The organism is Streptomyces sp. NPDC026062 (genome assembly GCF_055568375.1).
Window position 1 is genome coordinate 111,884 of record NZ_JBVHOQ010000029.1, and the last position, 10,812, is coordinate 122,695.

Here is a 10,812-nt window from a genome sequence, read left to right on the forward strand (position 1 = left end):
CATGGGGGGATGAGCGGGAGCGCAGGAGCAGGCGTGGACGTACGGGGCACGGCAGCGCCCGGATTCGAACCGGTCCGGGATGCTTTCATCCGGAACTTCGAGCAGCGCGGAGACCGAGGGGCAGCGGTCACCGTCTACCGGCACGGGCGCAAGGTCGTCGATCTGTGGGCCGGAACGAGAGATGTCGACGGCGTCGAACCGTGGGCCGTCGACACCGTGCAGATCGTCCGCTCGGCCGGCAAGGGCATCGCCGCCGCCGTCCCGCTGCTGCTGCACCAGCGCGGCCAGATCGACCTGCACGCCCCGGTCGGCACGTACTGGCCGGAGTTCAAGGCGAACGGCAAGGAACGCGTCCTCGTCCGCCATCTCCTCGCCCACCGGGCCGGAATCCCCTCCCTGGACCGGCCGTTGACGCCCGACGAGGCGGCCGACGGGGTCAGCGGGCCGCAGGCGGTCGCCGCCCAGCGCCCCGAGTGGGAGCCCGGCACGGATCACGGCTACCACGCGCAGACCTACAGCTGGCTCGTCGGCGAACTGGTGCGACGCGTCACCGGCCGGACCGTCGGCCGCTGGGTCGCCGAGGAGATCGCCCGCCCGCTCGGCCTCGACTTCTGGTTCGGGATCCCGGCGGACGAGGCGCACCGGATCGGCCGGATCGGCCCGGTCGAGACGCCCGAGGGCGAGGGCACGGGCGCGCTGCGGATGCGCCCCAAGCGCTCGGTCGTCGACGCCTACCGCGACCCGGACTCGCTGACCCGCCGGGCGTTCGGCGCCATCGATCCGTTGCCCGACGAGAACGACCCCGGCTACCGGGCCGCCGAACTCCCCGCGTCCAACGGCATCGCCACCGCCCGGGGCCTGGCCCGCTGCTACGCCGCGATGATCGGCCCGGTCGACGGCCACCGGCTGTTCGCCCCGGCCACCCTCACCCTGGCCCGCACCGAGGAGTCGGCGGGACCTGACCGGGTCCTGGTCGTCAACACCCGTTTCGGCCTGGGCTACATGCTGCACGGCCCGGCGGCCCCGCTGCTCGCCCCGGGCTCCTTCGGCCACCCCGGCCGGGGCGGTTCGCTGGGCTTCGCCGACCCCGAATCCGGCATCGCCTTCGGCTATGTGACGAACGGTCTCCAGAAGGGAGTCACCGCCGACCCCCGTGCCCAGGCCCTGGTGCGGGCAGTACGTTCGGCGCTATGACTCCTGAGACCTCTGCTTCCGTGCTCCCGCGCTTCGACGGATACCGCGTCCTCATCACCGGCGCCGGCCAGGGCATCGGCGCCGCCACCGCCCGCAGGCTGGCCGCCGAGGGTGCCCGCGTCCTGGTCACCGACCTGGACGGCGGCCGGGCCGAGAACCTCGCCGCGCAGATCGGGAAGAGCGGCGGCCAGGCCGAGGCGCTGGTCTGCGACGTGGCCGACCGGGCGGCGGTCGAGGCGGCGGTCGCGCACGCCGTCTCGGTGTTCGGCGGGCTCGACGTACTGGTGAACAACGCGTACGCCTGCTCTCCCGGCACCACGCTCCTTGAGGACGAGCCGGACGAGATCTGGCAGCGCGACCTCGACATCACACTCTCCGGCGCCTACCGCTGCGCCCGCGCCGCCCTCCCCCACCTCGCCGCCTCCGGCCGCGGCGCCATCGTCTCCATCGGCTCCGTCAACGGCTTCCAGGACTTCGGCAACCACGCCTACAGCGCCGCCAAGGCCGGCCTGGAGAGCCTGACCCGCACCCTCGCCGGCCACGCGGGACCGCGCGGCGTCCGCGTCAACCTCGTCGCCCCCGGCACCGTCCGCACCGACGCCTGGGCCGGCCGCGGCGACGTCCTCGACCGGGTCCGCTCCCTCTACCCCCTCGGCCGCGTCGGCGAACCCGAGGACATCGCAGCCGCCGTCGCCTTCCTCGCCTCCCCGGACGCCGCCTGGGTCACCGGCACGACCCTCCGCGTGGACGGCGGCCTCGCCGCCGTCAACAACGGCTTCCGGCAGGCCGTCGCCATGGAGTAGCCATCTCCCGGAACCGTCCATCGACACCAGTCTTCTATTCGTCACTATGACGTGAATTTGATTGAACCTGTCAGTCTGTGGCTGTAGCTCTGCGATGCTGGAGGCTGATCGAGAGGGGCCGCAGCAATGCAGTGGAAGATCCACGGGGAACGTCCGATCTACGAGAACAGCTGGGTGAACCTGTGGCTCACCGACGTCGAGACGCCGGACGGGAATCGCTGGGAACACCACGTCGTCAAGCTCCGGCACCTGGCCGTGGCCGCCGTGGTCAACGAGCGGCGCGAAGTGCTGATGATGTGGCGGCACCGCTTCATCACGGACGCCTGGGCGTGGGAGCTGCCCATGGGCCTGGTCGAAGAGGGCGAGACGCCGGCTGAGGCAGCGGCCCGTGAGGTGCTGGAGGAGACAGGCTGGCGTCCCGCAGCGGTCAAGCCGCTGATCTACGCCGAGCCGGCCAACGGCATCACCGACTCCCAGCACCACATCTTCCGCGCTGACGGGGCGACGTACGAGGGCCCGCCGACCGAGAAGAACGAGTCGGACCGCATCGAGTGGATCCCGCTGGCCGACGTGCGGGGCATGATCGACCGCCGCGAGATCGTCAGCAGTGGCTCCCTGGTCGGGCTGCTGTATGTGCTCATGGACGAGGCGATCCGCTGATCTGGCGGGGCAGCACTTCCCGGAGCCGGGCCTCGAACGCTGACGGACGGTCCCGGCCGACGGACTGTCCCGGCTCCGCGGGCCCGCGCGGAGCAGGGACCCGCGCGGAGCAGGGACCCGCGCGGAGCAGGGGGCCGCGCGGGCCCGTACCGCCCACCGCACGGCACGGGCCTCCCGGGGCTGCCCCGGGAGGCCCGTGCGCCGCCTTACGCGTCGTCCACCCCGTGCTCGGCCGCCGCGTGGCGACGCCTCAGCACCCGGAAGTCCGTCTCCCGGCTCCCGTCGCCCGCACGCTGCGCGGCGGCCTCGGCGGCGGCGAACGCGTCGCACGTGCCGCACCCGCCCGACGGCGAGGCGGCGTCGGCGTCCGCCCCGTCGTCCTCGCGCGCCTCGTGCCCCTCGCGCCCGGCGCCCCTCATGCGACCTCACCCCGGCTCCGGGCGTTCTCCCGCGCGTTCCGCGCCCACAGCCGTTCCCGGGACGTCGCCTCCCGCGTGTGCTCGGGCAGCACCTCCCACTCGGCGCCGCCCCGGGCCGGCCGGAGCATCCAGTAGGGGCCTGCGACCCCTCGGAACTCCCCGATCCGGGGCAGATGCGCGCGGGTCACGTCGACGACGAGGGTCCCGGGGGCAGGGGCGAATTCGGACGGGTGTACCTGTGTAGACACTGTCGTACCTCTCCGTAGTCATTCCACTACCAAGACGGCTCAGCGTGCCCTAGGCTCGGAATGCCATCAACTTACGTAAACTGAAAGATGAGTTGGGTACGCAATGGTGAACCTTAAGGACCTTGATCCTGATCACTCACCTCGTGCGGCATTCGGGGCACGTCTTCGCAGCAAACGGGATGAACGAGGCTGGACCCAGGACGAGCTGGGCGAGCGAATGGGTTGCTCGGGAGCCCATATCTCGGCCGTCGAAACTGGTAAGCGGACACCAACTCACCGCTTTGCGGTGAGCGCTGACAGGGTCTTTGGAACCGGCGACCTGTTCGAACGACAGGTCCGGTCGCTGCGCTACCGATCGTTGCTCGAAGGCTTCCCCGAGTACGTCGATCACGAGGCACGAGCCGTGGAGATCCGGCTCTACGAGGTCGGCGTCATCCCCGGCCTCCTCCAGACCCCGGAGTACGCAGCCGCACTCGGTGACAGCACCGTGCAACGAGGCGTCGCCACGCGGGAGCATGCGGATGAGCGGATGAACCTGATCGCTCAACGCCAGGCGGGCCTTGCGCGAACAACACCCCCGACGGTCTTCGTGGTGCTGGACGAGAGCTGCCTGCGCTGGCCGATCGGAGACGACAGCCTCATGGACGCCCAGTTCACACGCCTCATCGAGTTCTCCGAGCTACCGAACACGGTCCTTCAGGTGGCGCCGTTCAACATGGGCATTCGGCGTCCGATGACACTGCCGGTGACGATCCTGACGATGCCGGACCGAGCGCTCATCTCCTACGCGGAGTCCGCGCACCGTGGTCACTTGGAGCGGGAAAGCGGCTCGATCCTGCCCATCCTCGCGAACTACCATCAACTCCAGGCCGAATCGCTGCCACGCGCCGCGTCCGTAGCCATGATCAGCAAGTTACGAAAGGGCACCCCGTGACGACCGAATCCCCTCGTTGGCTCACCTCCTCGTACAGTCAGAACGGCGGCCAGTGCGTCCAGGTCGCCACCAACCTCGCACCCACCGGCACCGTCCCGGTCCGCGATTCCAAGAACCCGACCGGCCCCCATCTCGCCCTCACCCCCGCCGCGTTCACCGCGTTCGTGACGGACATCAAGCACGGCGGCCTCGAAACCGCCTGATCGGGGCGGGGAAGGGCCGGGCCGTGGACGCCGCCCCGCTCTCCCCGCGTGCGTGAACGCCGAACGGCCCCCGGGGCACTCCCAGGGGCCGTTCGCGGCGTAGCCGTTCCCTCAGACGGGGACGCCGAGGTGGTCTTCCTCCCGCCGGGACGCCGGCCGGGCGGTGGCGAACAGGCGGTCCGCCGCCAGGGCACCCGGGCCCGTGACGGTGAGCAGGAGGAGCGTCCAGCAGAAGAGGGCGGCGGGTTCTCCGCCGTTCTCGATGGGCAGCAGCCCCGCCCGCTGGTGGACGTCGAAGTACGCGAAGGCCATGGAGCCGGAGCCGATGAGGGCCGCTGTCCGCGTACCGAGGCCGAGCACCACCAGGGTGCCGCCGGTCAGCTCGGCCGCGACGCTGTGAAGGCCGTCCCGTAGAGGAGCCGCTTGAGGAGATCGATGACGTAGCGGAGCTGACCGACGACCGCCGGCCGTAAGGTCTCGCCGCCGTGCTCGTCGTCCCGGCGCCAGTAGTCCGCGATCGACGAATGCAGAGCAGCCAGTGTCGACGTGCTGAGATCCCGCTCGGCCGCCAGGGCGAGGACGCTGTCGACGTCTGCCCCCGGTAGTCCGGCGGCCAGTGGTTCGACGGCTGTGGGGACCACCACCTCGGCCGGTTCGCGCGGTGTGACGGTCAGGCTGGGAGGTGTCTCCCAGGAGCGTCGAGCAAGGCCGAGCATGTGCCCGGGGATGCACAGTCCGTCCGAGACTCGTTCGACCACGTCCATGTGCAGCAACTGCCTTCTTCCGGAGATCACTTCGCCCACGCGGCTCGGGGTCAGGTCGCAGCGGCGCGCGATCATCGACGGATAGATACCTGCTCGTGCTCTGACCAGTTGGAAAATGCGGCCGAAATCCCGGGTCCGGCATGCCTCGATCATCACTGGGTCCGTGAGCAGGTTGACCGGCAGTTCCTGCGAGCGAGAGGGCTCGGGCATCAGCACGCTCCGACATGAGGGTTACGAATCGCTGCAATGGTTCTACCGAGGGTGATGCTATCCAGGTTGGGTAATCCGCTGGGCCTTTCTGCTGGGGTCCGTCGATCGCGATGCTCCTGGCCATGGCGAACGGACAGAACGATGTACGGATGACGTTGCGGGCCTCCCACAACTCCGGCCGAACCTGGGGGCGCCTCACGGAGGTACGCGTGGGCAAGGACCCGGCGATTCCGGAGAACCCGGGTCGTTACCCGTCGTGTGTCTGCCCTCAGTGCTCGCGACAGACCCGGAACGCCGTGGCCTCCTTCCGGATGGTGTCGTGATGCAGTGCGCGCACTGGCGTCGAGTGCCCTTCGACCTGACAAGGAAAGTCCGGGAGAAGTCATCCGAGAGGTACATCGACCGGGCGGTGCAGTGCCGGCTCGCCACTCACACCGAGGACGAGCGCTTCGGTCTCCTCAGCGACGCCGACGCGTCCGGGACCGCGTTGTGGCTCCGCTGGTCGGGGACGGAGGACACAGCTCTTGTCGTGTTGCCGGACTGCCCGGTGCCCGCCCCGGGCCCCGACGGTGAAGGCTGCTGCCTGTTCGTCGGCCACGCCACGCAGCACACCTGGTAAGACGCCTCGGAGGAGATCCCGTGCATCAGTTGATCGCGAGCCCGTACAACGGAACGTTTCTGATCGCTCGGCCCGGCTCCAAGGGCGGCATGCGCATCCCCAGAGCCCTTTACGAAGAGCTGGCCTCGACCGCGGAGAGCAGCAGCCCTCCGCCGGTCTGGCTTCTCGACCACGCCCGCGCGGCCTGGAACGTGGACCTGACTGGCGTGGTGATGCGTGACACCGTTCTCGTACGTTCCGAGACCCGTCTCGGGTACGGCCGGGCCACGTACGAGATCAACAAGGGCTGCAACTTCAACTGCGAGCACTGCTACCTCGCGGAGCGGAAGTTCGAGGGGCTGGCCTGGCCGGACAAGGTCCGGCTCCTGCACCTGCTGCGGGATGCCGGGGTGCTCTGGCTCCAGTTCACGGGCGGCGAGCCGCTGATCGACCGGGACTTCGTGGACGCGTACACGCTGGCGCACCGATCCGGGATGCTGATCGAGATCCTGACCAACGGATCGCGCCTCCACCGTCCCGAGATCATCGGTCTCCTGCGAGACCTGCCACCGCACAAGGTGACCGTCTCCCTCTACGGGGCGACCCCGGACAGCTTCGATGCGCTCACCCGTAAGCCGGGTGCGTTCAAGCTTGTCGAGAAGGGGCTCGTCGCGGCGCGCGAAGCCGGCATCGCGCTGGAACTGGCCCTGATCATCACTCGGCACAACGTCCACGAGCTGGACGCCATGCGCGCTGTCGCCGAGCGATACGGGGCAAGCCGCCAGGAGTACGGCACGATCTCCCCGACGTACACCGGAACGCCCGAACCGCTGGCCACGCAGGCGCCCGGATTCCTGGACAAGACCAGCGTGTTCAAGGGCTGTCCCGCCGGTCACACCTTCTTCCACGTCGACCCGCACGGCCTCGTGACCATGTGCAAGGTCGGCCGCGAGAACCCCATTGACCTCATGGCCGAGGGCCTGGACGGACTGCTCCGTCTACCCGGTATCGCTGATACCCAGATGCTTCGCACCGGTGGCTGCGGCGGCTGTCGGCTCTCCGGCACCTGCCGGGTCTGCCGACCGCTCGCCAAGGCGTACCAGGAGGCGAAGGCACCACTGAACACCTACTGCCAACACGGAAGCGAGGAAGCGTCATGACCGCTGTCATGGTGGAGATCAGCCCCCGACCGCCGGCCCTGGAGGAGGCCGAGGGAGTGATGATCCTGGACGACCTGGAGGTGCTGTCCGAGGGGGCTGTCCCCGGCTGCAACGACGACAACCCGTACCGGTAGACAACCGGCCGCACAGAATCGCGGGGGCTTCTGGACGCTCCTCCGTCCGGAAGCCCCCGCACCACAACCCTTTGAAAGAGTGACGTCTCATGGCGACCGCACGCATTGGCCTCGACCAGCTGCCGCCCGCAGCCCGTACCGCCGTCGAGGAGTACACCGGCCCCCTTCTCTCGGTCGAGGAAATGACCGAGGGCTTCAACAGCGAGATCGCCTCCCGCGTTACCTCCGCCACGGGCACCTGGCAGGTCAAGGGGCTACGCACCAACCACCCCCGCGCCTGGACCCAACACCGGGAAGCCGCCGTCGCCCCCTTCCTCACGGGCCTGGCCCCCGCCCTCCGCTGGCACGTCGATACGGCCGGCTGGGACCTGCTCGGCTTCGAAGTGCTCAGCGGCCACCATGCCGACTACGCCCCCGGCTCCGCAGATCTCCCCGAAGTCGCCTCTCTCCTGCGCCGCCTCGGCGAGGCCTCGTGCCCCGGCACCGAACTCCGCCAGGCCGAACAGCGCCTGGAGCGCTACGCCGTCCACCCGGACGACCTCCGCTTTTTCGCCGGGCCCCACCTTCTCCACACCGACCTGAACAACACCAACGTCCTCGTGGACGACCACGCCCCGGCGGGCAAGCGGGCACGCTTGGTCGACTGGGCCTGGGCAACCCGCGGAGCGGCCTGGCTCGACGCCGGCTACTGGATCATCTGGCTCATCGCATCCGGCCACACCCCCGCCTCCGCCGAGCACTGGGCGGCCGAGGTCCCCTCCTGGCACACCGCCACCGGCGAGGGCATCACCGCCTTCGCCGCCGCCAACGCCAGGCTCTGGTCCGAGATCAGCAGTGCCGACCCCGACCCGTGGACCCTGCGCCTCGCAACCGCCGCCACCGCCTGGCACGCACACCACGAGACAGCGTGAACCGAGGACCCGTTTCCGGAGCCGGGCACGTACCCCGAACGCCGAACGGCCCCCGGGGCACTCCCAGGGGCCGTTCGCGGCGTAGCCGTTCCCTCAGACGGGGACGCCGAGGTGGTGTTCCTCCCGTCGGGACGCCGGCCGGGCGGTGGCGAACAGGCGGTCCGCCGCCAGGGCACCCGGGCCCGTGACGGTGAGCAGGAGGAGCGTCCAGCAGAAGAGGGCGGCGGGTTCTCCGCCGTTCTCGATGGGCAGCAGCCCCGCCCGCTGGTGGACGTCGAAGTACGCGAAGGCCATGGAGCCGGAGCCGATGAGGGCCGCTGTCCGCGTACCGAGGCCGAGCACCACCAGGGTGCCGCCGGTCAGCTGGATGACGGCCGCGTACCACCCCGGCCAGTTGCCCGCCGGGAGTTCCGGTCTGCCGAGGACGCCGAAGAGTGAGGTGACGCCGTGGCAGGTGAAGAGCAGCCCGACGACGATCCGGAACAGACCGAGGACGTAGGGCCGGGCCCGGTCGAGATGCGTGGCCCTCATGTGCGGACGCCTCCCGTCAGCTGTAGATCCCGAACTCGTAGAGCGAGTAGCCCCAGCCGGTGCCGCGCGCGGTGGCGTTGATCCGTACGTAGCGGCCGGTGCCGTTGACGTCGAAGTCGTCGATGTCGCCGTCGCCGTCCGTCACGGACTTCACCGTCGTCCAGTTCTGGCCGTCCTCGGACGTCTGGATGTCGTAGGCCTTGCCGTACGCCGGGTCCCAGGACAGCTGGACGTGCTTGAACGTGGTGGACGTGCCCAGGTCGACCTGGAGCCACTGCGGATCGCTCCAGTCACTGGCCCAGCGGGTGTCGGACTTCCCGTCCACCGCGCTGGAGGCCGCGCACGGGCAGCCGCCCGTCGGGTCGGTCTGGAAGGACGAGGCGGTGGCCGTCCTGCCCAGCGCGACGTTCGTGCCGTCCACCTTCGGCGGGACGACCTTCAGGGACGTGGTCTCGATGCCGGCGTTGCCGTGGCCGTCCGTGGCCTTCACATAGACCTTGTAGACACCGGTCCTGCCCGGGGCCTTCGCGGTCAGGGAGCCGTCGCCGTTCACCGTGGTCCCGGCCGGGACGAGGGCCTTGTTCTGGTCGATGTAGTTGCTGCTGAAGAGCACCTGGTAGGTGAGCGCGTCACCGTCCGGGTCGCTGGTGGGCGCCGTGATGTGCACCTGCCCGCCGGTCGGCACCCCGCTCGTGGCGTCGTCGACCGTCATGCCGGCGATCACCGGCGGGGTGTTGTCGCCGGAGGTGGCGGCGCCGTACGCCTTCTTCACCGCGTAGTACGAGAGGCGCTTCTCACCGCCGGGCAGCAGGTTGAACCAGACGCCGCCGAAGTCGTTCTCGGTGCCGTAGTGGAACATCGTGGCGCCCAGCGCCACCCCGGTGTGGCCGGTGACGCAGCCCCACGCCTTCTCGTAGCCCTCGGCCTTGGCCACGTCGGCCGGCTCGGCCGGGACGCCGTTGGCGTCGTCGTCGACCTCCCACTCACCGGCCGGGCCCGTCTCGGTGACGATGTAGGGCTTGTCGTAACCGCCCTGTTCCCAGTCGGACCTGATGGTGCAGACCGCGTTGTAGGCGTTGACGGCGTACAGGTCGAGATCGGGGGCGTTCCTCTTGTAGTACGGCCATGCCCCGGTCCAGGCGTCGGTGGAGGTCACCGGGTGATTGGGGTCGACCTGGTGGATCTTCTTCGCGATGTCGTTGACGAAGGTGGTGTACGCGTTGCGCTGGGCCTCCAGCTCGTCGCCGCCGTAGCAGTTCTGGAGGCCGAGCGTGGACTCGTTGCCGACGTTCCACATCAGCACGCCGGGGTTGTCCTTGTAGGTGTCGACCCACTTGGGGAACTCGGCGAGCATGCTGTTCTTGTACTCGGTGTCCGTCAGGTAGTTGACGCAGCCGCCGCTCCCGGGGCCGCCGCCCGGCTGGAGCCAGAAGCCGGCGATCACCTTGATGCCGTTGGCCGCCGCGGTGTCGAAAAGCGGCTTGCTGGTGGCGTCGGTGCCCCAGGTGCGGATGGTGTTGACGCCCATGGACTTCACGTCGGGCATGTACGTCCCGGCGTCGGCGACCGAGGGGCCCCAGGTGAGGCCCTTGACCGTATACGGCGAACCGTCCACGGTCAGCTGCCAGTTGCCCTGCGAGCCCGTGACCTTCACGACGTTGCCGGCCGCCTGGGCGGCGGGTGCCTGGACGGCGAGCAGACCGCCGCCGGCCAGGGCCGCCGCCGCGAGGGGCGCCACCAGGCGCCTGGCCTTGCGTGTGGGGGGATGGTGCATCTCATGCTCCTTGCGGGTGGGGAGGGGTGAACGACGGACGCGATCTTGGAGAGCGCTCTCCAGGATTGGCCGAAAAAAGGCCCCGCGTCCGTCGGGGGTGTGGGGGGCGAGGGTGTTCGGTTGGGCCGGGGTGGATCGCGGTGCCGGGGTGCGCGCGCCGTGATCCGGATGCGAGGCCCTAGGTTCTGTCGTCAAATGATCTTGTGTGGTGGATCATGGTCGGGTGATACGTCGCCATGAACTGTCGGATGCCGAGTGGGAGTTCGTCC

At 69.7% G+C, this 10,812-nt stretch carries 13 protein-coding genes and 2 pseudogenes; 9 read left to right on the forward strand and 6 right to left on the reverse strand.

What is annotated here, in order from left to right; genetic code table 11:
• Positions 1-33 precede the first annotated feature (33 nt).
• From ACZ4LX_RS25195 to ACZ4LX_RS25205, 3 genes are all read left to right on the forward strand, one after another.
• Positions 34-1,194 carry a serine hydrolase domain-containing protein gene (locus ACZ4LX_RS25195; RefSeq protein ID WP_467648860.1) on the forward strand — a complete coding sequence of 387 codons (1,161 nt, stop codon included), beginning with the start codon at positions 34-36 and terminating at the stop codon, positions 1,192-1,194.
• Positions 1,191-1,997 (forward strand): SDR family NAD(P)-dependent oxidoreductase, encoded by an 807-nt coding sequence (locus ACZ4LX_RS25200; protein WP_467648816.1) that lies wholly within the window; start codon positions 1,191-1,193, stop codon positions 1,995-1,997. Before ACZ4LX_RS25195 ends, ACZ4LX_RS25200 begins: the two co-directional genes overlap by 4 nt.
• 126 nt (positions 1,998-2,123) lie before the next feature.
• A complete protein-coding gene (locus ACZ4LX_RS25205) occupies positions 2,124-2,657 on the forward strand; it encodes an NUDIX hydrolase (protein ID WP_383646811.1) in 534 nt (177 codons plus the stop codon).
• Positions 2,658-2,863: 206 nt separating this feature from the next.
• Here ACZ4LX_RS25205 and ACZ4LX_RS25210 read toward each other — a convergent pair whose 3' ends face one another.
• Both ACZ4LX_RS25210 and ACZ4LX_RS25215 read right to left on the reverse strand, forming a co-directional pair.
• Complete coding sequence (locus tag ACZ4LX_RS25210; protein WP_467648819.1) at positions 2,864-3,076, reverse strand: hypothetical protein; 213 nt, start codon at positions 3,074-3,076, stop codon at positions 2,864-2,866.
• Positions 3,073-3,324, reverse strand: a complete 252-nt coding sequence (locus ACZ4LX_RS25215; RefSeq protein WP_467648822.1) for a hypothetical protein — start codon at positions 3,322-3,324, stop codon at positions 3,073-3,075. Before ACZ4LX_RS25215 ends, ACZ4LX_RS25210 begins: the two co-directional genes overlap by 4 nt.
• A 103-nt stretch (positions 3,325-3,427) precedes the next feature.
• Here ACZ4LX_RS25215 and ACZ4LX_RS25220 point away from each other — a divergent pair, with 103 nt between their 5' ends.
• On the forward strand, positions 3,428-4,258 hold the full coding sequence (locus ACZ4LX_RS25220; protein ID WP_467648826.1) for a helix-turn-helix domain-containing protein: 831 nt from the start codon (positions 3,428-3,430) through the stop codon (positions 4,256-4,258).
• The gene (locus ACZ4LX_RS25225) at positions 4,255-4,461 is read left to right on the forward strand and encodes a DUF397 domain-containing protein (RefSeq protein WP_467648829.1); all 207 of its coding nucleotides are present in this window, start codon (positions 4,255-4,257) and stop codon (positions 4,459-4,461) included. Before ACZ4LX_RS25220 ends, ACZ4LX_RS25225 begins: the two co-directional genes overlap by 4 nt.
• Before the next feature lie 111 nt (positions 4,462-4,572).
• On the opposite strand, the pseudogene ACZ4LX_RS25230 reads toward ACZ4LX_RS25225, so the two are convergent.
• Positions 4,573-4,842 (reverse strand): annotated as a pseudogene (locus ACZ4LX_RS25230) (DoxX family protein); the annotation flags it as partial.
• A pseudogene (locus tag ACZ4LX_RS25235) lies at positions 4,840-5,435 on the reverse strand (hypothetical protein); the annotation flags it as partial. The pseudogenes ACZ4LX_RS25230 and ACZ4LX_RS25235, both read right to left, overlap by 3 nt.
• A gap of 322 nt (positions 5,436-5,757) precedes the next feature.
• Between ACZ4LX_RS25235 and ACZ4LX_RS25240 the strand changes: the two are divergent.
• The 4 genes from ACZ4LX_RS25240 to ACZ4LX_RS25255 all read left to right on the forward strand — a co-directional run bounded on the left by ACZ4LX_RS25240 (position 5,758) and on the right by ACZ4LX_RS25255 (position 8,238).
• Positions 5,758-6,054 (forward strand): hypothetical protein, encoded by a 297-nt coding sequence (locus tag ACZ4LX_RS25240; protein ID WP_467648832.1) that lies wholly within the window; start codon positions 5,758-5,760, stop codon positions 6,052-6,054.
• A gap of 20 nt (positions 6,055-6,074) precedes the next feature.
• The gene (locus ACZ4LX_RS25245) at positions 6,075-7,193 is read left to right on the forward strand and encodes a radical SAM protein (protein ID WP_467648834.1); all 1,119 of its coding nucleotides are present in this window, start codon (positions 6,075-6,077) and stop codon (positions 7,191-7,193) included.
• Positions 7,190-7,327 (forward strand): hypothetical protein, encoded by a 138-nt coding sequence (locus ACZ4LX_RS25250; protein ID WP_467648837.1) that lies wholly within the window; start codon positions 7,190-7,192, stop codon positions 7,325-7,327. The genes ACZ4LX_RS25245 and ACZ4LX_RS25250 overlap by 4 nt, the downstream gene beginning before the upstream one ends.
• Positions 7,328-7,416: 89 nt before the next feature.
• Positions 7,417-8,238, forward strand: coding sequence for an aminoglycoside phosphotransferase (locus ACZ4LX_RS25255; RefSeq protein ID WP_467648840.1), 822 nt, complete (start codon positions 7,417-7,419; stop codon positions 8,236-8,238).
• 93 nt (positions 8,239-8,331) lie between these two features.
• Here ACZ4LX_RS25255 and ACZ4LX_RS25260 read toward each other — a convergent pair whose 3' ends face one another.
• Together ACZ4LX_RS25260 and ACZ4LX_RS25265 are read right to left on the reverse strand one after the other, a co-directional pair.
• Positions 8,332-8,769 carry a DoxX family protein gene (locus ACZ4LX_RS25260; RefSeq protein WP_467648843.1) on the reverse strand — a complete coding sequence of 146 codons (438 nt, stop codon included), beginning with the start codon at positions 8,767-8,769 and terminating at the stop codon, positions 8,332-8,334.
• Between the two features lie 16 nt (positions 8,770-8,785).
• The gene (locus ACZ4LX_RS25265) at positions 8,786-10,543 is read right to left on the reverse strand and encodes a discoidin domain-containing protein (RefSeq protein ID WP_467648846.1); all 1,758 of its coding nucleotides are present in this window, start codon (positions 10,541-10,543) and stop codon (positions 8,786-8,788) included.
• Positions 10,544-10,812 lie beyond the last annotated feature (269 nt).

What these genes read in the sequence shown, in the direction of transcription:
- ACZ4LX_RS25210 (WP_467648819.1), bottom strand. Translation starts at nt 3,076, where the DNA reads ATGAGGGGCGCCGGGCGCGAGGGGCACGAGGCGCGCGAGGACGACGGG.
- ACZ4LX_RS25205 (WP_383646811.1), top strand. Translation starts at nt 2,124, where the DNA reads ATGCAGTGGAAGATCCACGGGGAACGTCCGATCTACGAGAACAGCTGG.
- ACZ4LX_RS25220 (WP_467648826.1), top strand. Translation starts at nt 3,428, where the DNA reads ATGGTGAACCTTAAGGACCTTGATCCTGATCACTCACCTCGTGCGGCA.
- ACZ4LX_RS25250 (WP_467648837.1), top strand. Translation starts at nt 7,190, where the DNA reads ATGACCGCTGTCATGGTGGAGATCAGCCCCCGACCGCCGGCCCTGGAG.
- ACZ4LX_RS25200 (WP_467648816.1), top strand. Translation starts at nt 1,191, where the DNA reads ATGACTCCTGAGACCTCTGCTTCCGTGCTCCCGCGCTTCGACGGATAC.
- ACZ4LX_RS25240 (WP_467648832.1), top strand. Translation starts at nt 5,758, where the DNA reads ATGCAGTGCGCGCACTGGCGTCGAGTGCCCTTCGACCTGACAAGGAAA.
- ACZ4LX_RS25265 (WP_467648846.1), bottom strand. Translation starts at nt 10,543, where the DNA reads ATGCACCATCCCCCCACACGCAAGGCCAGGCGCCTGGTGGCGCCCCTC.
- ACZ4LX_RS25255 (WP_467648840.1), top strand. Translation starts at nt 7,417, where the DNA reads ATGGCGACCGCACGCATTGGCCTCGACCAGCTGCCGCCCGCAGCCCGT.
- ACZ4LX_RS25260 (WP_467648843.1), bottom strand. Translation starts at nt 8,769, where the DNA reads ATGAGGGCCACGCATCTCGACCGGGCCCGGCCCTACGTCCTCGGTCTG.